15 protein-coding genes are annotated in these 20,100 nt (G+C 50.0%); 10 read left to right on the top strand and 5 right to left on the bottom strand.

Annotated elements, in window-relative coordinates; all coding sequences use genetic code 11:
- Window positions 1–15: 15 nt before the first annotated feature.
- Window positions 16–2,274: a type IX secretion system periplasmic lipoprotein PorW/SprE gene (gene porW / locus ACYU8Y_RS21140; protein ID WP_460940086.1), complete on the bottom strand. Its 2,259-nt coding sequence runs from the start codon at window positions 2,272–2,274 to the stop codon at window positions 16–18.
- A gap of 116 nt (window positions 2,275–2,390) precedes the next feature.
- Here porW and ACYU8Y_RS21135 point away from each other — a divergent pair, with 116 nt between their 5' ends.
- The 5 genes from ACYU8Y_RS21135 to atpH all read left to right on the top strand — a co-directional run bounded on the left by ACYU8Y_RS21135 (window position 2,391) and on the right by atpH (window position 5,779).
- Window positions 2,391–2,666, top strand: a complete 276-nt coding sequence (locus ACYU8Y_RS21135; RefSeq protein WP_460940085.1) for an AtpZ/AtpI family protein — start codon at window positions 2,391–2,393, stop codon at window positions 2,664–2,666.
- A 432-nt stretch (window positions 2,667–3,098) separates the two neighbouring features.
- Window positions 3,099–4,220: a F0F1 ATP synthase subunit A gene (gene atpB / locus ACYU8Y_RS21130; RefSeq protein ID WP_460940330.1), complete on the top strand. Its 1,122-nt coding sequence runs from the start codon at window positions 3,099–3,101 to the stop codon at window positions 4,218–4,220.
- Window positions 4,221–4,308: 88 nt separating this feature from the next.
- Window positions 4,309–4,566 (top strand): ATP synthase F0 subunit C, encoded by a 258-nt coding sequence (atpE, locus tag ACYU8Y_RS21125; protein WP_082111625.1) that lies wholly within the window; start codon window positions 4,309–4,311, stop codon window positions 4,564–4,566.
- Window positions 4,567–4,737: 171 nt separating this feature from the next.
- Window positions 4,738–5,232: a F0F1 ATP synthase subunit B gene (locus ACYU8Y_RS21120; RefSeq protein WP_460940084.1), complete on the top strand. Its 495-nt coding sequence runs from the start codon at window positions 4,738–4,740 to the stop codon at window positions 5,230–5,232.
- 7 nt (window positions 5,233–5,239) lie between these two features.
- The gene (gene atpH, locus ACYU8Y_RS21115) at window positions 5,240–5,779 is read left to right on the top strand and encodes an ATP synthase F1 subunit delta (protein ID WP_460940083.1); all 540 of its coding nucleotides are present in this window, start codon (window positions 5,240–5,242) and stop codon (window positions 5,777–5,779) included.
- An 86-nt stretch (window positions 5,780–5,865) separates the two neighbouring features.
- On the opposite strand, the gene ACYU8Y_RS21110 is transcribed toward atpH, so the two are convergent.
- The 3 genes from ACYU8Y_RS21110 to ACYU8Y_RS21100 all read right to left on the bottom strand — a co-directional run bounded on the left by ACYU8Y_RS21110 (window position 5,866) and on the right by ACYU8Y_RS21100 (window position 8,415).
- A complete protein-coding gene (locus tag ACYU8Y_RS21110; RefSeq protein WP_460940082.1) occupies window positions 5,866–6,777 on the bottom strand; it encodes a serine hydrolase in 912 nt (303 codons plus the stop codon).
- A complete protein-coding gene (locus ACYU8Y_RS21105; protein ID WP_460940081.1) occupies window positions 6,777–7,286 on the bottom strand; it encodes a GNAT family N-acetyltransferase in 510 nt (169 codons plus the stop codon). The genes ACYU8Y_RS21110 and ACYU8Y_RS21105 overlap by 1 nt, the downstream gene beginning before the upstream one ends.
- 478 nt (window positions 7,287–7,764) lie before the next feature.
- Window positions 7,765–8,415: an oxidoreductase gene (locus tag ACYU8Y_RS21100; protein WP_460940080.1), complete on the bottom strand. Its 651-nt coding sequence runs from the start codon at window positions 8,413–8,415 to the stop codon at window positions 7,765–7,767.
- 94 nt (window positions 8,416–8,509) lie between these two features.
- On the opposite strand from ACYU8Y_RS21100, the gene ACYU8Y_RS21095 reads away from it, so the two are divergent.
- Entirely contained in the window at window positions 8,510–10,960 is a 2,451-nt protein-coding gene (locus tag ACYU8Y_RS21095; protein WP_460940079.1) for a TonB-dependent receptor plug domain-containing protein, read from the top strand.
- Between the two features lie 55 nt (window positions 10,961–11,015).
- Here the strand turns inward: ACYU8Y_RS21095 and ACYU8Y_RS21090 are convergent, their stop codons facing one another.
- Window positions 11,016–12,446 (bottom strand): Gfo/Idh/MocA family protein, encoded by a 1,431-nt coding sequence (locus ACYU8Y_RS21090; RefSeq protein ID WP_460940078.1) that lies wholly within the window; start codon window positions 12,444–12,446, stop codon window positions 11,016–11,018.
- Between the two features lie 141 nt (window positions 12,447–12,587).
- Between ACYU8Y_RS21090 and ACYU8Y_RS21085 the strand changes: the two genes are divergently transcribed.
- The 4 genes from ACYU8Y_RS21085 to ACYU8Y_RS21070 all read left to right on the top strand — a co-directional run bounded on the left by ACYU8Y_RS21085 (window position 12,588) and on the right by ACYU8Y_RS21070 (window position 20,042).
- Entirely contained in the window at window positions 12,588–13,616 is a 1,029-nt protein-coding gene (locus tag ACYU8Y_RS21085; RefSeq protein WP_460940077.1) for an SMP-30/gluconolactonase/LRE family protein, read from the top strand.
- Between the two features lie 168 nt (window positions 13,617–13,784).
- Window positions 13,785–15,740, top strand: coding sequence for a penicillin-binding transpeptidase domain-containing protein (locus ACYU8Y_RS21080; RefSeq protein WP_460940076.1), 1,956 nt, complete (start codon window positions 13,785–13,787; stop codon window positions 15,738–15,740).
- Between the two features lie 83 nt (window positions 15,741–15,823).
- Window positions 15,824–17,104 carry a rod shape-determining protein RodA gene (gene rodA, locus ACYU8Y_RS21075; RefSeq protein ID WP_460940075.1) on the top strand — a complete coding sequence of 427 codons (1,281 nt, stop codon included), beginning with the start codon at window positions 15,824–15,826 and terminating at the stop codon, window positions 17,102–17,104.
- Window positions 17,105–17,216: 112 nt separating this feature from the next.
- Window positions 17,217–20,042, top strand: a complete 2,826-nt coding sequence (locus ACYU8Y_RS21070; RefSeq protein WP_460940074.1) for a substrate-binding domain-containing protein — start codon at window positions 17,217–17,219, stop codon at window positions 20,040–20,042.
- The last annotated feature ends 58 nt before the right edge of the window (window positions 20,043–20,100 follow it).

Genomic DNA, 20,100 nt, shown 5'->3' with positions numbered 1-20,100 from the left:
TTATAGTCTACAAACTTATTTTCTTTTTGCCGTCATCTGGTCGGCGGCAGCCTGCATCTGCTTCACGTGGGGCAACAACTGGCTACCCGGATAATCGCGAATAAATTCATTCATTGCCTGACGGTAGTCGTCTACACTTTTCACCTTGCCGACTAACATGAGTCGTAACAGAGCTAGTTTGTCCTCCAACTGACTTCCGGCAAAGCTGCCAAGAGCCGCATTCGCACGGGTAAGTGCTTCGACATTGTTGTTCGCCTTGTAAAGTTCATAAATAGCGGTGTAAGTTTTCAGAACCTGCGCTTCCGAATCGGTTGTATGAGCGGCTGCCTTTCCCGTCAAACGGGCATAGGAAGTATTAGGAAACTCGGCTAGTAACTTATCTTTCCAGGGAGACGTTTTACCAACCTGCTCATTGGAGAGGTATAACAGATAATAAACTTCCGGTTTCTGAAGCGTATTCGGGTATCTTGTTAACAGTTGCTCAAACGTTGGAATCGCGTCGGCAGGCTGATTGAGTTCAAATTTGTACAGCTTACCCAGCCTATACAACGCATTCTCGATACGTTGGTTCGCCAGTGCCTGGGCTTCTTTTGTGAAAGGGACTTTGGCCATCATCGCGTCTTTCTGCGTTTTCCGACCAGCAGCAGGGCTATTCAACGCTACGGGTATTCCACCCACCGTTGCATCCGAGGGCTGTAAAGGCGCGTTTGGGTTCACCGAATTGGCGGGTGAGACTCCATTCAATGGGCTATTGTCGGCCGCAATGGCTCCTGATGCTTCCTTGTTACTTCGTCTCCAATTGTCTTCGAGAGGTCTGTTTCCCCAACGTACCGCAAATTCCTGCTTACCCTGGCTCAGGGCAATTGGATTATAGAGAACCCAGCGTTCGGCCGGTTGTAGATTTGAATTCGTTGCCCCCGGCATTGTGCTACCAGTCCCGTTCGTTGCTTTATCTATGATCTGCTGCGCAAGAGCTGCCTGCGCTTTATCTTCTTTTTCGCGTTGAGCAATGGCTTTTTCCAATACCCGGTCGAGCGCTGCGGCATCTAATGCGGAGAGAGCCAGCAAACTATCGTCGGTCTGGATCGTCGTTTTGTACTGAACAAAATCATCGAGTACTTTTTTGCGATTCAGCAGCGCTGCGTAATCCGGCGATTGTTTCGGCAGGAGAGCCAGCGCACTGTCGTAATACACCTTCGCGTGGTTATAGTCCGCTTTCTTTTCGAAATACAACTTACCGATCTCTAGATAAGTATAGGGAACCTGAGTCGTATTGGCACCGGCAGCCTGGATCGATTGGCTATAATACGTAATGGCTTTGTCGGTACGGCCACTACGCGCTTCCAGCAAGCCCATGGTGTAATAAACCTTGTCTTTTAGATCAGCGTTTTTTCGGTCGTTAAGTAGATTCTCGAACGTTTCGGCCGATTGGGCAATTCGCTTCTGGTCACCCGTCAGGCCATTGCTCTGGATAGCATAAAGGTTTGCGTAGAACGACTGATCGTAGGTAGGGCCGGATTTCAGCACCCGCCGGTAATGATCGACGGCTTTGGCAGGTTGACCCACCAGATCATATAACTGGCCTGCAATCAGGTGAAGCCGTGCCGTCGACTCCCCTTTTTTCAGGAATGGAAATGTAGCGTCCAGAATACCGGCAGCGATAGCGTACTCGCCCTGCCGTTCGTGTAAATAAGCTTTAGTCAAGTAAAAGTCGCGGGTGTTCGGCTTGTTGAGAGGTTGATTGCGCAGATACTCGGCCACATTCAGGGCATTCGTGTAGTCACTTCCTTCTATATAGGCTCGCATCAGGCCAACCAGTGCCGTGTGTTTATCATCCTCGTTAGTTCCTTTGGTGTTGACGTACTTGAAGACTTCGATCGCATTGGGTAAATCCTGTTTGATCAGCCGTGCCCGACCAATCAGAATATAGGCGTCATCGAGCCATTTGCTGTTCTGATGTCGCTCGGGAATAAGGGAGGCTTTCTTGATGGCATCGTCAATCTGGGGCTTTACCGACTGGATACCCATAGAGTCGACGGGTAAAAGGATGGGCATCAACTGGTTGTAATTCTCCTGTCTTGATTTGAAGATGATTTGTTCGGCCTGGTTGATCTGATCCCGCGCAATGACATAGGCATTAAAATGAGCCGTCAGGTTATGATACCCTTTACTAACGGGTTTGGTACTGTATTGCGAGCATGACACCAGCCCAGCAGTTAGTGAAAGAACGGCTGGAAATAGTAGAAGGGGGATGGTGCGAAAATAGCGGGACATTCGGAAACAACACGTGGTCACTCGTACTAAAACGTTGGCGGATGACCTGATAATATGGAACCTTAGCCCAAATTAACGAATTTTGCATGGTATATAACACGACAGGCAGGAATTCTATGGAAAACACCCCCGACCAATCTGATCAGCATCCTATAAATAAACCTAATCGGGGAGAAGATCCTCTGAAAAAAGCTACCGAAAAAACGACCTCGTTTGTTCAATTCAGCGGCATCGCCTTTCAGATGCTGGGTACCATTGGATTGGGTGTTTATGCGGGTATGAAGCTGGATGACTGGCAAAATAATCATCGGCCTGTCTGGACAATTGTCCTGTCATTAACTGCTATTGGTGCCTCTCTCTATCTCTTTATTCGCCAATTAACGAAAAGATAGGGTATTTCTACTGACTTCTACTTACCAAAAAAGGAATCTAATTGCCCTGCATGATTCGAATTATTTTGTTTACTGCCTTTCTGGCAATTGCATTTTTCGTAGCCGAACGATATTCGGCATCTGTCTGGATACACCCGAGCTGGAAGGTATTGCTACTCTTTTTTTTGAGCGTCTCCTTTTTAACGCATCGTCTGGTAGAGACTGGTTTACAGGATAATCAGGAACGATTTATCCCCCTTTACATGGCCGCAACCGTTGCCCGCCTGATACTAGGACTGGTCTTCGTTGGCTTTTTCCTAGTCAACCACGTTGACCAGCGCAGAACCTTTATTTTGGACTTTCTTGTACTATATATATGTTATACAGGCTTTGAGATTTGGACCGTTACTCGTAACTTGCGACGCGATTCGTAAAATGGATCTGTCACATCATATGATGCGTTCGACTATTAAGAAAGTTTTGTTAGCAACGGCTCTCATTTTGAGTTCGTTAGTAGGTGCACAGGCACAGGAGCATGGCCACGAGAGTGAAGCGCATGCCAAACAGGAAGGCGAAGGCCACGCTGAAAAGGGGAAATTTAATGTGGGCGAAATGATCATGCACCACATTAAGGATGATCATGGCTGGGAGCTTGCTCACGGCGTTACCATCCCATTACCAGTAATCTTGTATTCCAAAGAACAGGGTCTGGAAATATTTTCGTCGTCGCGCCTGGCGCACGGAGCTACTTACAACGGGTACAAAAATGTACATGGCAAGATTCATCGTGTGAACGCAGCCGGAGCCGATGATCATGAAGCGAAGTTTTACAATTTTTCCATCACCAAAAACGTAGCGTCGCTGTTGTTGAGCGCCGTTATTATGTTATTGCTGTTTTCGGCAGTGAGTCGCGGTTACGCCAAAAACAAAGGCAAGGCGCCCAAGGGTGTTCAGTCATTGCTGGAGCCGATCATTCTGTTCGTTCGCGATGAAATTGCCAAGCCAAGCATTGGTCCCAGGTACACCAAATACCTGCCCTATCTGCTAACGTTGTTCTTCTTCATTTTGGTGAACAACCTGCTTGGCCTGCTTCCAGGCGCAGCCAACCTGACGGGTAACATTACGGTTACACTCGTTCTGGCGGTTATCACATTCCTGATCGTTACGTTTAGTGGCAACAAACATTACTGGATGCACATCCTGAAACCAACCGGTGTTCCGGTTGCGTTGCTGCCCATTATGATTCCGGTTGAAATTGTTGGCGTGTTCATGAAGCCTTTATCGCTCATGATCCGGTTATTCGCCAACATCACCGCTGGTCACATCATCATCCTGAGTTTGCTGGGGCTGATCTTTATGGCGAACCAGATGGGTGGTATGGGAACAAGCGTGGCAATTAGCCCCGTCGTCCTGTTCTTTACACTGTTCCTGAACCTGATCGAACTCCTTGTTGCGTTCCTGCAGGCGTTTATTTTCACCCTGCTCACCGCCATGTACATCGGTAGCGCTGTAGAAGATCACCACGAAGCTGATCATGGTATCGGTTTCGAAGGGACAACGTCAGAGTTAGGTTAGTATCTGTTACCGTAATGTCAACTCGACAGAGTTGGTTTTACAACCAATTTGCAATCTTTTGTTTTACTAATAAATACGTTTGATTACTATGTTCGCAATGTTGTTTTCTATGCTGTTAGAAGCTACGGGTAGTGTTTCGGTTATGGGTGCTGCTATCGGCGCTGGTTTAGCGGCTATTGGTGCTGGTCTTGGTATCGGCAAAATTGGTGGTAGCGCTATGGAAGGTATCGCCCGTCAGCCAGAAGCAGCCGGTCGTATCCAAACCGCCATGCTGATCATCGCGGCTCTTATCGAAGCCGTGGCTCTGTTCGCAGCTGTAATTTGTCTGCTTGTTGCTACGGCTTAATCGGGCCCTGGCAGACACCAAATTCGGGCAGGCTGGTTGCATTAGGCACTGGCATCCCTGCTCAACCGATTTCTGGAAACGTTCGCCCATGCGGGATTGCCGATGGGCGAACGTTCTCTAACAAAAGATTGATTCAAAACTAACTTTTCGACTTATCCATAATTCACACGCATGGACTTACTTACCCCCGATTTAGGTCTTTTATTCTGGCAGGTAGTGGTTTTCCTCGGCCTGTTTCTCATACTTCGTGCTTTCGCCTGGAAACCCATTACGGAAAGTCTTAGCGAACGCGAAAACAACATTCAGAGTGCACTCGATCTGGCCGAAAAAACACGGCTCGAAATGACCGCTCTGAAAGCTGATAACGAAAAACTGCTGGCGCAGGCCCGCGTTGAGCGTGACACTATTCTTCGTGGTGCTAAAGAAGCCGCCGACAAAATGATTGCTGAGTCGCGCGAAAAAGCATCTGCCGAAGGACAACGTATTCTGGAGCAGGCTCGTGAATCGATGAACAACGAGCGTCAGGCGTTGGTAGCCCAAATGAAAAAAGAAGTTGTTACACTCTCGCTTGATATTGCTGAAAAAGTTCTTCGTCAGGAACTTAGCGATAAATCATCGCAGGAGAAATTGGTAACGGATCTGGTCTCTAATTCACGCTTAAACTAATTCGACCATGGCAATCGATACAGTAGCTGCCCGCTACGCCAAGTCGTTGTTAGATCTGGCGCAGGAGCAAGGCCTGACCGAGACGATGTACAAGGACATGCAGTTCTTTAAAAACACAGTAGACCAAAGCCGTCCGCTGATGCTTATGCTGAAGAACCCGATTGTTCGTGCGGAGAAAAAAAATGCTGTCATCAAAGCGGCTTTTACGAACCGGGTAAATCCAGTTACGATGGCGTTCTTTGAGATCATTGCCAAGAAGAATCGGGAAGGAATCATGGATGCCGTTGCTGAACAGTTTATTAAACAATACAATAAACTGAAAAGTATTGAGCGGGCAACCGTTTTTACAACTGTGCCATTGACCGCTGACCAACGGGATAAATTTAAGGCAATGGTTATGCAAACGACAGGTGGTAAATCCGTCGAGTTAGATGAAAAACTAGACCCAAATCTGATCGGCGGCTACGTGCTGCGTTTGGGCGATCGGCAGGTCGATGGCTCCATCCGTAATCAATTGAATGAGTTACGCTTGAAGTTTTTGAATTAATAAATAGCCTGAAGATATTCAGCACTTAGTAAAATAGCCGGTTTCTCTCACGAGAAACCGGCTATTTTGTTTAAACGATTACTTTTCTACCACCACTTTTCGTAGCCTGGCGCTGGCTTCCAGGTCGATTTTGGCTCAAAATGATGCCATAAGAGAGCCGATACTGTGCGCAAGAGCGTGTAGCCTTCGTTTGTCCGCTCCCAGGTTTCATCTTTTTGGTTTTTGGTCATGATGCAGTAGACGTATTCGCCATGAGGGGCGTGCACGTATGTCACCTCCGAACGGGCCTGATTGACGGCCCCATTCTTACACGCCGTTTTTACTTCGGGCGGAATTTGGGATAAACCGTCATTATCCCAGAATTGACGCCCCAGATTTCGGTACATTTCTTCACTGGCATCGGGACTAACAGCACGACCTTGTCGAATATACGTCATCAGCTCGGCCATCTCGCGGGGTGTCGTTTGGCCCCAGCCGTACTGGGTTCGGTTGGCTTCCCGGCCGGGTGTTCGGGAGTTGACGCGTGTCTGATGAAACCCATTGGCATCGAGCCAGGCATTAATTGCCGAGCCTCCTCCCGCAAGTGCCTGGCACCAGAGGCTGCCCGTATTGTCACTGACAGTTTCCATGAGCATCACTACCTTACTGAGTGATATCTTAGCTCCATCTTTCAGAGAACCTACAATCCCGTCATCATAGTGAAGCGAGTCTTTATAAACGATGGGTTCGTCGTACTTCAGCTCGCCTTTGTGAATCTTGTCGAAGAGGCCGCACTGGATGGGGACTTTAATTGTACTGGCCGTCGGGAAAAGCGTGTCGGCGTTGATAGCGACGGTTTTTCCCGTCCGAAAATTATGAACGTAAATCCCCACATCGCCCCGAAAACCGGTCAAGACTGATCGTAGTTGCCGTTCGAGTACGGCATCTGGCTTTGAGGACTGGCCATTTGTGAGATGAGCGATCGTGATGAAGAGTAGGCATAAAAATGGTAAGCGCATCAGGTATGTAGGGGTTTAACTAGTTTAACATGCGTTCGGATAAATAGCTCACGTTCGTAAAACCGGATCGTATCGAGACGCTTCTGGTTGGTCGTTACTTCGAGATTGATGAAGTTTTCCTGCTGCGCCAATGTGTTGAGCGCGGCAACAAGTTGATGGCCAATACCCTGGCTTCGAACAGCCGGCTCCACAAACAATTCCTGTATTTCGCCTACTTTGCCAGTATGGTGTAATAAATGCTGAACATGGCAACTGACAAAGCCAAGAACGGAGCCAGTCTGCTCGGCTACCAGGTAATAAACATCTGGATTGCGAAGGTTACGCTGGTAAACAGCCTTGAACGCATTCACGTCAAGGACGCTATCTTCGAGCAAACAGACAAAGTTGTAAATGATAAGAGCATCCTGTTCGGTAGCGGGCCGGATATAGACATCCGTTGGTAAAGTAGATTGGGTAAGCACTGGATTTATATACACCTTATAACGACCAGAAGCGATCAAGTTCGGCATTTTTTGCCTCGCTACGTACATTAACGTGCACAAAGCTAGTCCCTTTTACGCTGGCTGCAACCTATTGTATTCTTGCCGGGTCTAATGGGCAACTAAAGACCTACGCCATGAGACCGTTTTTACTCCTCGTTTTATTCGTACTTAGCCTAAGTTGCCAACAAGGTATAGATGATCATGAACGGCTTTACGGTCGGTGGCTTTTGGTCGATGGCTCGGCTTTGCTGATTAGACAGGCCGCTGTCAAACAGCCCATCCATTTTACCTTTTCAGCGACGGGTACGATTGGATCAAACTGGTCAAATTGCTACTCATACACGTTTGGCAACACTGGTGAATTGCTGGTTAGCAATGGTTGCATCGACTGCGCCGGTCCTGGTTGTGATGAGGCCATTTGGCGCTACTCCTATAGGTCCGTAAACAAGCTGGTAATAGAATTTGCGGCTGGCGACATTGGTATATTACAAAAGCAGTAAAGAATTTAAAACTTCTGCAAAGCGTCCGATTCGAAAATATGCTTGCCTGTCAGCCCCTGTTGAGCCGTTTTAAGCATAGCTGTCGCCACTTTAGCCGCATCAATGCCTCTGTATTTAGCAGGAATCAGGGGTTTGAACAGGCGCATGGCGCTCTCCGCCAACCGTTCGCCCAACCGGTTTTCGCCCCGATTACCAATCAACAGAGAAGGTCTGTAAATAAGTAAGGTCGGGTAATTCAGGCGGTCCAGATCACGCTCGACTTCGCCTTTGACCCGATTGTAGAAAAATGATGACGCCGGATCGGCCCCCATTGATGTAACGATGGCGAATTGCTGAGCGCCATTTTCCAGGCCCAAACGAGCAATTTCCAGCGGATATCGGTAATCTACTTTCTGGAAAGCCTCTTTTGAACCGGCTTTTTTCATCGTTGTGCCGAGACAGCAAAAAATATCATCTGCCTGCGTCACTAGTCCATTTGGGTGGTCAAATTCGAATTGAATTTCCTGCAAACGAGGATGCTGCCAGGGTAACGGCTTGCGAACCAAGACTTTAATGTTAGTATAAACCGGCGAGTTAACAAGCTGTCTGGTTAAAAAATTGCCGATCAGCCCCGTTGCGCCGAGTATCAAGGCTGTTTTTTGAGTAGGTATAGTCATGTTTAAAAGAGGGGATTTTTGCTAAATTAGGCACTTCATCGAAAATAAAGTATACATCGCCTATTTCTATTTTATGCGTTCAATTGGTTCATTCATGACTGGGCTGTTATTTTTTTTGACAGTTAGCTCGGTTGTTTCTTTTCGACTTTACGATGATGAATTCATCCAACGACTAGTAGAACAATTTCGTGTTTATACGGGGCAGCATCCTACTGAAAAAGTGTATATTCATATCGACCGGGATGCGTACCTTATTGGTGAAACGGTTTGGTTAAAAGGCTATATTTTCGACGGTAAAACCCACGAAGCTGATACACTCAGTAAGGTTTTATACGTTGATCTGGTCGATGTAAAAGCCCGGCGAGTTCGGTTGCGAACGCAGCTTAGAGCTACCAATAGTTACGCACCAGGCCAGCTTCTGCTGCCCGATTCGCTGCCTTCGGGTTCTTACCAACTTCGGGGCTATACGAACTTCATGCGAAACTACCCGGAGGCCTATTTCTTTACGAAAAGGGTAACGATTCTACGGGCCGATGAGCCAGGCGCGACACCACGAAACCCAACCGTAATTCCTAAGCCCGATGTGCAGTTTTTGCCCGAAGGCGGACATCTGGTTAATGGGCTGACGAGTCGTGTTGCGTTTAAAGTGGTTAACTCCTCGGGGGAAGGGCTCGCTGTGAAAGGATTCGTGCTGGATACGAAAAAAGATACAGTCACTGGGTTTACAACGACTCATCTGGGCATGGGTTACCTGATGCTCAAACCAGAAGCGACTCAACTGTACACGGCCTACGTAACCCTCGCCGACGGGACGCTTGCCAGCTATCCAATGCCAGCCGTGCAGGAACAGGGCGTGGTGATGCAGGTTGAAAATCTGACCAATAAAGACAATGTGCTGGTGTATCTGATGAATAACAAAACGGCAACCGATTCGTCGGCGACGCTGACGCTCGTGGCGCAGACTCGCGGACAACTTATCCAGGTGGCCAAAGTGCCCGTATCGCGGAAAACGGCGATGATCCGGTTACCCCGGGCCGCTTTCCCGGAGGGCGTTGCGCAGCTAACGGTATTTGATGAGACACACAAACCGGTTTGTGAGCGGCTGGTGTTTATTAATAAAAATGAGCAAATCAACGTGGCAGTGGTTGCCGACAAAGCCGTTTATAAAAACCGTGAACAGATTAATCTCACCATTACGACCAGTAGTGCTGATGGCAAGCCAGTCCCGGCCAACCTGTCGCTGGCGGCTGTTGATGCCAGACTAGCCCCCGAAGCTGACTCCATGGGGGCAACGATCCGGTCGCATCTGCTGCTGTCGTCTGATCTGACCGGTACCATCGAACAGCCCGATGCGTACTTTAACCCAGCCAATAAAGATCGGTGGTTGCATTTGGATTTGTTACTGTTGACTCAAGGATGGCGACGGTTTGCCTGGGCCGACGTGCTGGCAGGAGCGGTACCGCCAACCAAATACCCAATAGAAAGGGGCTTGTCTCTAACGGGGCGGGTAATGCGCCCGAATCAGAAAGACATTGGCGGAAAAGTTAAGCTAACGTTTATCATCGCCAAAAAAGACAGTACCCGTGATGTGCTTGTGGGCGAGACGGATGAGTCCGGGAATTACGTGGCCTACGATCTGGATTTTACCGATACCACAACCGTACTGATTCAGGGCCTGAAAGGAAACGCCAACCGAAATCTGGTCATCACGCTCGATCAACTCCTGACACCAACGGTTACGCTTGTTCAGGCTCCGTATAATCCAATGGAGTTTCGGGCCGATGAGCTGGCCGAATTCATCCGGCGAACGAAAGAAAACCAGGAGATAGAACGTCAACTTAAGCGCAATGGTGAAGTTCTGTTACAGACAGTTACGGTAAAGGCGAAAAAAACGGAGGAGCGCGACTCGCGGGTTATCTATGGTAGACCCGATGCGACAGTTAAGTTCGATCCGATGAATACCGCCGGGCGAATGACTATTCTGGACGTAATTCAGGGAAAAGTTGCGGGGGTGCAGGTGACGGGAAGTGGCTTCAATGCCAGGGTGCAGATTCGCGGAGCTGCCAATTTCAGTGGACCGGTAGAGCCTCTGTTTATGCTGGATGGAATGCCCATGGACCTACAGGGTATTATGAGTATTTCTGTGCAGGATGTGGATCGGGTGGATGTACTGAAAGGGGCGTCGGCTGCCATTTATGGGTCGAGGGCGTCGGGGGGCGTCATTTCCATTCTGACCAAACGAGGGCAACCCAACTATGACTTATCGAAAGAAGCTGCGCCGGGTACATTGCTGGCCAAACTGCCGGGCTATGCGCCTGTTCGTCAGTTCTATGCGCCACGCTACGAGACTAAGAAACCGGAACATGTCCGGCCCGATCATCGAACGACCCTCTTTTGGGCACCCATGATTCAGACGGATGCTGAGGGCAAAGCAACCGTTTCGTTCTTTGCCTCCGATGCAAAAACGGATGTACGTATTCGGGTGGAAGGAGCCACGTTTGCCGGAATGCCAGGCGTAGGCAAGCGCAACGTGCGGGTAGAGTAAAAAAAGGGAGTCGGCCAGCCGACTCCCTTTTTCGTTTTGATAAATTGGGGGCTGCTTAAGCGCCCAGTATCTGCATTTTGATGGGGTCCCAACTAACGGCTTTCTTTTGCGCAAAGCTCATATTGCCGCACTGGGTGGGTCCGCAGGCGCGAAGACCAAACGTGGCATCTTCCACATTGGGCGCGTTGGTACGTATCGAATTGAAAAAGTTAACAAAGTGCTCGTACCGATCGCCTTTGTAATCTTTGGGGAAAGAATACTTTAACTCTTTGGGGCCTTCCAGTTCGGGGTGTGGGGGATACAATTTATTGTACTCCTTCACATACAATTCCTTCTGGTCTTTCGGGAAATTGTCGATCGACATGCCCGGAGCCTTCGGAAATTTGTTTCGGTGAACGGTCAGGCTATCGAAGCCCAGGGATAAATCGCCTTCGGTTCCCACAATCCGAACGAGGTAATTGCCACCACCACCATCCACGAAGTTGGAGCGTGTGGTCAGATTGAATTCCGGATGTTCGGCTGTTTTTGGGTAATCGTAAATACTGAGTTGAATATCAGGTACATCACGCCCATCTTTCCAGTAACGGGTTCCACCACTTGAATAAACGCGGTTGGGTCCTTTCGAGCCGGTGATGCAGTGCAGGGACGTGAGCAGGTGAACGTAAAGGTCGCCTGCAATACCCGTTCCATAATCCTGATAATTACGCCACCGGAAAAACCGGAGCGGGTCCCATGGCCGCTTGGGTGCGCTGCCCAGATACGTATCCCAGTCAACGGTTTGTGGAGAGGCATCGGGTGGAATCGAATACTGCCAGGCACCCATGGCGCTATGCCGATCGTAGATCGCTTCGGCAAAAACAAGCTCACCAATATCACCGGCCTTCATCAGTTCGCGCGCTTTGGCGATCAGGAGCGAACTGGCAAACTGGCTGCCCACCTGAAAAACCTTGCCCGTTTCTTTCGAAACCTTAATGAGCTTATGACCGTCTTCCACCTTCTGAACCATCGGCTTTTCGCAATACACGTGTTTGCCTTTACGCATGGCGTCAGACGATATTTTTTCGTGCCAGTGATCTGTCGTTGCGTTAATCACGGCGTCGACATCTTTGCGTTCGAGAATCTCCCGATAATCTTTTGTAACCGGCAGCTGATCCCCCCACAGTTCTTTAGCCCGGCGCAGGCGACCGTCGTAGAGATCACAGGCGGCTACCATTTCGATGCCGTCGACCATGAGCGCCGTTTGCGTATCGCCAATGCCCATACCGCCCGTACCAATGAGTGCAAGACGAATCTTGTCGTTGGCGGCCGTACTCGAGTGGCTTCGAACTAAATTAAGGTATTGAGGGATGCCGGCCGAGGTGGTTTCAGCCAGTGCTGCCGGTGCCGTAGCCACCGCTGTTCCAGCCAGACCAAGGGTCTTCAGAAATGACCGCCGGGAATTACCTTCCGGTGCAGTCGATGAAGCCGCTCGTTTTTTATCGTTCATAATAAAATCGGATTGGGGATTGGAAAACCACTTAAAAAGAAGCGAATTCGTAATATTAATTAAAAAGTCTGCTCATACCACTTTTTCCCCTTGTGACCTGCTAAAATTCGTTGTAGCATTGGCCATTATTCCTAAATCTATATGAACCTACCCTCTATTTTACGAACGGGCATGATGGCCTGTTTAGTAGGCCCCGCTTTGGCTCAACCAGCGCCGTTTCCAACCATTGGACAGATTGTGCGGGTCGATCCCCGTCTGGATATACTTATTCCGGCTGACGCTAAAGTCGAAGTACTGGCGAGCGGTTTTACCTGGACAGAAGGACCCGTTTGGGTGAAAAATCAGGCCTGTCTGCTTTTTTCAGATGTACCACAGAACACAATATTCAAGTGGACCGAAAAGGAAGGCGTTACCCCGTTCTTGAAGCCATCGGGCTACACGGGCGTAGGCCCCTATAGTGAAGAGCCTGGGTCAAACGGCCTGACCCTTGACCGGCAGGGACGGCTTATTGCCTGCGAACACGGCGACCGGCGCGTAACGGCCATGGTGCTGGACGGGAGCGGAGGCAAACGCACATTGGCCGACAATTTTAATGGCAAGCGATTCAACAGCCCCAACGATGTAGTGGCTCATTCCAATGGGAGCTACTACTTTACGGATCCGCCCTACGGCATGCCCAAAAAAGAGAAAGATCCTGGAAAAGAAACCGACGGCTGGGGTGTTTACCGCATTGGACCCGAGCGGGCAGGGGTGCCGGGCACGGTATCGATTGTGGTCAGTGACCTCACTCGCCCCAATGGCATTGCGCTGTCGCCCGACGAGAAAACATTGTATGTGGCCCAGTCCGATCCCCTTCGGCCGGTCGTTATGGCGTACCCCTTGCAGGCTGATGGTGCGGTAGGGAAGGGGCGCATCGTTTTCGGGGCCGATGGCATGAAGAAGCTGGGCCTGGAAGGTGGTTTCGATGGGATGAAAGTGGATCGTAATGGAAATTTATGGGTAACCGGTGGCGGTGGTGTCTTGGTATTGTCGGCAACGGGTGAATGCCTCGGGCAGATTAAAATTGGCGCTGCTACGGCCAACTGTGCCTGGGGTGACGACGGCTCAACCCTATACATAACCGCCGATATGTATCTTTGCCGGATTCGAACATTGGCCAGAGGCTGGTGATATAAAAGGATGAATTATGAATGATTAATGATGAGCAGAAATACGGACATCAGCCAGGAGCCTCCGTTTATAATTTATCGTTCATAATTTATCATGGACAATTGAACTCGTCGTTATTAACCTAACTTTGTATAGAATACGTAGCTTGATTGAAAGGAGGTTGTTCTCATGTTAGAGAATCGAAAGTGGGTTATTATTGGCGTTTTTTGTTTGGTTGGATTAACGTATCTGGCCCGATTATTTTATTTGCAGGTGCTGGACGATACCTACTCGCTGGGAGCCTCGAAGAACTCGATCAAGCGCGTGGTCGAAGTGCCCTACCGAGGGCAGGTGTACGACCGCAACAACCAGCTCATCGTTTATAATACGCCCGTTTACGATCTGTATGTGACCCCCAAGCAGGTTCGTATTCCGGATACGCTGGCTTTCTGTCGGATGATGAACCTGAATCTGTCCGAATTTGACAGCATCATGGGGCTGGCCAAGAACTACTCGCCGGTGAAACCGTCGCTATTTCTGCGGCAGCTCTCCAAAGAAGATTTTGCCCGAATTCAGGATGCGCTGGTCGATTACCGGGGCTTTGAGCCCGTAATCAGCTCAACGCGTACCTATCCGGCCCATACGCTGGCCAATGCACTGGGCTACGTGAGTGAAATCAGCAAAAAACAACTCGAAAATCAGGATATTCTTTACTATCGGCAGGGAGATTACATAGGTCACAACGGGCTGGAAGAGCAGTACGAAGAGCAGCTGCGGGGGAAACGCGGGGTTAAATTCATGATGCAGAATGTCCGGGGCGTAAATAAGGGCTCCTGGAAAAATGGTGAATTTGATACGCTGGCTGTAGCCGGACAAAACCTGATTACAGGCATCGACGTCGACGTACAGAAATATGCCGACAGCCTGATGCAGAACAAAGTAGGGGCTGTACTGGCGGTGGAGCCGTCATCGGGTGAAATTCTGGTGTCTGTGTCGGCACCGACCTATGACCCCAACCTGTTGTCGAGTCGGTTTTTCTCCAAAAATTACCGGGCCTTGATCAAGAATCCCTACAAGCCGCTGATCAACCGGCCCGTCATGGCGAGTTACCGCCCCGGTTCAACGTTTAAGCTGATCCAGGCCTTGATCGCTCAGCAACAGGGTTCGCTTTTGCCATCAACGGTTTATGGACACGCTGGCTCGCCTATGCGCTGCCATTGCCGTGGCGGGAATAACCTGCGCGGAGCAGTTCAGAATTCCTGCAACCCTTATTTCTACTACGTATTTCGGAAGTTCCTTTACTTCAACGGTGAGCACAACACGTTCAAAGCGTCGGCAATAGGCTTACGGCAGTGGCACGATATGGCCGAAAAATTCGGGATTGCCGACCGGCTTGGTATCGACCTGCCAACCGAACGGAAGGGCAATTTGCCAACCCCTGAATACTACGACAAGGCCTATGGCGGTGCGCTACGCTGGAAGTTCTCGAACGTTTACTCGTTAAGTATTGGCGAAGGTGAACTCCTGATCAGCCCCCTGAAACTGGTTAATCTGGCTGCCATCATTGCCAACCGGGGCTGGTACATTACGCCCCATTTCATAAAAGGCTTCGACAAACCGGGCGTTGGCGTACCAGCCGAGTATCGTGAGCGCCACGAAACGGGCATCGAGTATAAATATTATCTGCCCGTCATCGACGGAATGCGGGGCGCTGTTGCCCACGGCACGGTAACACCGCTGGCCAATATTGCCGGTATCGACCTGTGTGGTAAAACGGGTACATCCCAGAACAACAAGTTCGGACATAAATTTGACCACTCTATTTTCATTGGGTTCGCCCCAATGAACAACCCGAAAATTGCGGTGGCGGTGTTCGTCGAGAATGCGGGTTGGGGTGGTAAAGCGGCTGCTTCTGTCGCGGCTTTGGTAGCCGAGCGCTACCTGAAGCGGAAAACAGAGGCCAAGAAACTGGACGAGCAGGTGAAAGCGTCCAATTACCTGCCACCCGCCGGTGGATTGCCGGTCTACAAAAAGCCGGTAGTGCCTAAGAAAGATACCACAGGGCAAAAACCGGCTGCTCCCAAACCCCTGATGACCGCGGCCAAGTCCAGGCCAGTCGTAGCAGCTATTCTAAGCGCAAACTAACTGAAGTAGGATGTGGGGTATACGGTGTGACAATCCGTGATACGTATACAGCCCACATCATACATCCTATATTATACATCACATTGGCCCGTAATAACGACCCATTTTCGCAAAACATCGACTGGCTTACGTTACTGCTCTACCTGAGTTGTGTAACGATGGGCTGGCTGAATGTCTATGCCGCTGTCTACAGTCCGGAAGATCATACCAGTCTTTTCGACATGAATACAAATGCCGGGAAACAGATGATGTGGATTGGCACGACCGTAATACTGATTATTTGTATTTTGGTCGTTAACCATACGTTTTTCGACACCTTTGCTTTTGTTTTTTACGGCTTTATGATCCTAATGCTGGTGCTGGTTCTCTTTGCGGGAGCCAACATCAAAGGTTCTCGTTCGTGGTTTAGATTTGGTGGGTTTCAAATTCAACCTGCGGAGTTTGCCAAGATGGCTACCGCACTGGCGCTGGCCAAGTATCTGGATGTTCCGGGGATCAACCTGACCAAGCGGAAAGACCTGATGGTTATCGGGGGCATTATCATACTGCCCTGTATTCTCATCCTGGCGTCGAATGAAACGGGCTCGACGCTGGTATTTGCCTCATTCGTAATCATGCTCTATCGGGAAGGGCTGCCCAGTTGGATTCCGGCAGTGGGTATTACGGCCGTTGCCCTGTTTGTACTGGCACTGATCTTTCCAAAGCTGTACATTTTCATTGGTATTGGGGCGTTGCTGGGGCTGGTAATTCTGTTGATGCCCCGATACAATCGCACGCTGCCTAACATGCTGGCAATGGGCCTGGTTGGTATCGTTATGGTCGGGTACGTGACAGGCGTCGACTTTTTTGTAAATAACGTCTTGCAAAAACACCAGCGTAATCGGATCAAGGTGCTGGTCGATCCGAAGATTGACCCCCTTGGCGTGGGCTGGAATGTAACCCAGGCTAAAATCGCCATCGGCTCCGGCCGCCTTCAGGGAAAGGGATTTCTGGAAGGAACCCAAACAAAATTTGACTTTGTGCCCGAGCAAAGCACCGATTTTATTTTCTGTACCATCGGTGAAGAGCACGGCTTCGTGGGGGCTTTTGTAGTAATCGCGTTGTTTGTGGGGTTGATTTCCCGCCTTGTTATTCTGGCCGAAAAACAACGAACGAAATTCGCGCGCGTGTATGGATACTGCGTAGCGGGTATTATCTTCTTTCACTTAATGGTCAACGTGGGGATGACCATTGGATTGATGCCCGTTATCGGAATTCCCCTCCCGTTTTTCAGCTATGGAGGCTCCTCACTCTGGTCATTTTCCATCCTGCTGTTTATTTTTCTCAAACTCGACTCCCGCCGAACGGCCCTGACGAGGAGGTAAACGTTGCAGAGCATCCGGTTACCCGGTGGCCCAAAGCGTACGGTACTACCTCGTTGATATCCAATTTACTATACATTATCTTTGGACAGTGCCGAAATTTGGCCTTTCCTCTATGCGCAACCCGTTCCGTCGTTTAGCAACTGTCCAGCTAGCTTGTCCAATAAAATCCACTTTCTGGCAGTCGGGCGGGCGTTTAGTTGTGCTGATGATGAGCGGGCTATTGTTAGTGGGAAGTTGCCAGTCGAAAACGCAGCCTAAGACCTATAAAATTGGCTTTTCACAATGTACGGGGGGCGATGAGTGGCGGAAGACGATGCTCAACGATATGAAGCGGGAGCTAACGTTTCACCCTACTTATACGCTCCTCTATGAAGATGCCGGCAACAGTACCGCCCGGCAACTTAGTCAGGTTCAATCGCTGGTGGATCAGGGCATCGACTTGCTGATTATTTCTCCGAACGAAGCGGCTCCTTTCACCAAAATTGTCGAAGCCGTTTTCCGGAAAGGAATACCCGTTATTTTGCTGGATCGGAAAATCAGGACCGAATCCTACAACGCGTACATCGGTGGTGATAATGTCGAAATTGGCCGACTGGCCGGAGCCTTTATCGGTAATTACCTGAAAGGACAGGGTCGGGTGGTGGAAGTATGGGGCCTACCCAGCTCGTCGCCCGCGCAGGAACGGCACCGGGGTTTTCGGGAGGAGCTACAGAAGTTTCCGGGCATACGGGTTGTCAAAGAATTGAATGGGCAGTGGGAGCGGGATACCGTCCGGCAGGTCGTAGCGTCTGAGCTGAACACGCTGACCGAAGCAGATGTCCTGTTTGCGCATAACGATGTGATGGCGCTCGGGGCTTACGAAGTCTGGAAGCAAAACAAGCGTCAGCACCAACTGGATTTCGTGGGCATCGACGCGCTCCCCGGTTCGAATGCGGGTATGCAGGCCATCACGAATGGCATCCTGAAAGCTAGTTTTCTGTACCCGACCGGTGGTGAAGAAGCCATTGAAACAGCTACCCGAATTCTGGAAGGCAAATCTGTTAAACGCGAGCAAATCCTGAATTCGATTCAGGTGGATGCATCGAACATTCGGGCGCTCAAAGCACAAAGTGACAAACTCCTGGCCCAACAAACTGATATTGAGCGGCAAAGCCAGCGCATAGATAGACTCACAGAGACGTATACATCGCAGAAGAATACCTTGTACTTCACGCTGGCTAGTCTACTGGTGGTTATCTTGCTGGGTAGCTGGGCTTTATACCTGTTCCGGTCAAAACAAGCTGCCTACCGAACGCTCGAAAATCAGAATGAAGAAATTCGAAATCAGAAAGACAAAATAGAAGCGGTATCGCAGCAGGCTCGGCTGGCAACCGAGGAAAAACTTCGGTTTTACTCCTACATTTCCCACGAATTCAACACGCCCCTGAGCCTGATTCTGACGCCTGTCGAAGATTTGCTGAACAAAAAAACGGTCAGCACACACGAGCTGAAAAGCAATCTGACATTGATTCAGAAAAATGCGTACCGACTGCTGCGGCTCATCGACCAGATGCTGGATCTTCGGAAAACGGATGCCGGCAAGCAGCAGATACACGCGGCCGAGCAGGACCTGACCGCCTTCATTAATGACATCGTTCAGGACTTCAAACGGAAGGCCGACAAACAACGCATCGATCTTCAGTTTATCCCGGCAAACGTCAGTTTACCCGTTTGGTTCGACAGTGAAAAGCTAGACAAGGTAATCGTCAACCTGTTGTCGAATGCGTTTAAATACACCCCAAAAGGGGGGCTTATCCATGTCCGGCTGGATGTGGTGAACCAGCAGGTACGCGTTCAGGTGCAGGACAATGGCGAAGGCATGACTCCCGATGAGCAGGCGCATGCCTTCGACCTGTTTTTCAGCGGAACCAAGCCGTTTAATCTCGCCAAGGGGCTTGGACTCGCCCTATCGATGGAGTTTATTCAACTGCATCAGGGTGAAATCAGTGTACAGTCCGAAAAGGATAAAGGGACTCTATTCACAATTCTGCTGCCGCTGGGTAACGCCCATTTAGCCCCCGAAGAAATGGGCGGTTCGGCATCCCGGAATGTGCTTAAGCCGGGCAGTTCAACGCCACAGCGGCTGCTGGCTGATCTGGACGAAGACGAGGATACGGCTCCCGCTGTCGGTTCAGCGGGGCAGTTAGGTACCCTGCTGGTTGTGGAAGACAACGATGATTTACGGACGTTTCTCACTGCCCGTTTGGGTCACGAATTCGATATTATAGCAGAAGACACGGGGGAGGGCGGCTGGGAACGAGCACTTGAACTCATTCCAGACTTAATTATCAGTGATGTGATGTTGCCGGGAATGGATGGCCTGCAACTGACGCAGCGCGTTAAGGCCGACCTGCGAACATCCCACATTCCTGTTTTGCTGCTGACTGCCAAAGGCCAGATAGATCAGCGGATTGAGGGCACTCGGGCTGGTGCCGACGCCTACCTTACAAAACCATTCAACACGGCTTATCTGCTCGAAGTTATCCGCACAACCCTGGCCAATCGCGAAAAATGGCAACGGCGGTACGCATCTGATTTTCTGGCGCAATCGACCGGAGGAAATCGGCAGGATAAGAAGTTCCTGAATGAGCTGACGGGCCTCATCGAACAAGGCCTGACCGACGCGACCTTCGGCGTTGAACGGCTCAGCCGCGACATGGGGCTTTCTCGCGTGCAGTTGTATCGAAAAGTGCAGGCGTTGCTCGACATGACCGTAATTGATTACATCGCCGAGATTCGGCTAAAAAAAGCCAGACGGTTGCTGTCGGAAAGTACAAAGTCAATGGCCGAAATTGCCAGCGAAACCGGCTTTAGCTCACCGGCTTACTTCACCACATTTTTCAAACAGCATACCCAAAAAACGCCCTCCGAATACCGGAAATCACCAACGGGAGTGTAGGGATTTTTGGGATTTCGGTATTCGGTTCGCTGACGTAAAAGCCCGCCTACCAAGGAGA

It is taken from the genome of Spirosoma humi (assembly GCF_054776575.1).
The sequence above is the reverse complement of the archived record's forward strand: the minus strand, read 5'-3'. Positions and strand labels throughout refer to the sequence as shown.

Excerpts from the sequence above, each read along its gene's own strand:
- ACYU8Y_RS21070 (WP_460940074.1), top strand. The coding sequence starts at position 17,217 with ATGCGCAACCCGTTCCGTCGTTTAGCAACTGTCCAGCTAGCTTGTCCA.
- atpH (WP_460940083.1), top strand. The coding sequence starts at position 5,240 with ATGGCAATCGATACAGTAGCTGCCCGCTACGCCAAGTCGTTGTTAGAT.
- porW (WP_460940086.1), bottom strand. The coding sequence starts at position 2,274 with ATGTCCCGCTATTTTCGCACCATCCCCCTTCTACTATTTCCAGCCGTT.
- ACYU8Y_RS21095 (WP_460940079.1), top strand. The coding sequence starts at position 8,510 with ATGACTGGGCTGTTATTTTTTTTGACAGTTAGCTCGGTTGTTTCTTTT.
- ACYU8Y_RS21100 (WP_460940080.1), bottom strand. The coding sequence starts at position 8,415 with ATGACTATACCTACTCAAAAAACAGCCTTGATACTCGGCGCAACGGGG.
- ACYU8Y_RS21110 (WP_460940082.1), bottom strand. The coding sequence starts at position 6,777 with ATGCGCTTACCATTTTTATGCCTACTCTTCATCACGATCGCTCATCTC.
- atpE (WP_082111625.1), top strand. The coding sequence starts at position 4,309 with ATGTTCGCAATGTTGTTTTCTATGCTGTTAGAAGCTACGGGTAGTGTT.
- ACYU8Y_RS21120 (WP_460940084.1), top strand. The coding sequence starts at position 4,738 with ATGGACTTACTTACCCCCGATTTAGGTCTTTTATTCTGGCAGGTAGTG.
- ACYU8Y_RS21080 (WP_460940076.1), top strand. The coding sequence starts at position 13,785 with ATGTTAGAGAATCGAAAGTGGGTTATTATTGGCGTTTTTTGTTTGGTT.
- ACYU8Y_RS21085 (WP_460940077.1), top strand. The coding sequence starts at position 12,588 with ATGAACCTACCCTCTATTTTACGAACGGGCATGATGGCCTGTTTAGTA.
- ACYU8Y_RS21105 (WP_460940081.1), bottom strand. The coding sequence starts at position 7,286 with ATGCCGAACTTGATCGCTTCTGGTCGTTATAAGGTGTATATAAATCCA.
- atpB (WP_460940330.1), top strand. The coding sequence starts at position 3,099 with ATGATGCGTTCGACTATTAAGAAAGTTTTGTTAGCAACGGCTCTCATT.
- ACYU8Y_RS21090 (WP_460940078.1), bottom strand. The coding sequence starts at position 12,446 with ATGAACGATAAAAAACGAGCGGCTTCATCGACTGCACCGGAAGGTAAT.
- ACYU8Y_RS21135 (WP_460940085.1), top strand. The coding sequence starts at position 2,391 with ATGGAAAACACCCCCGACCAATCTGATCAGCATCCTATAAATAAACCT.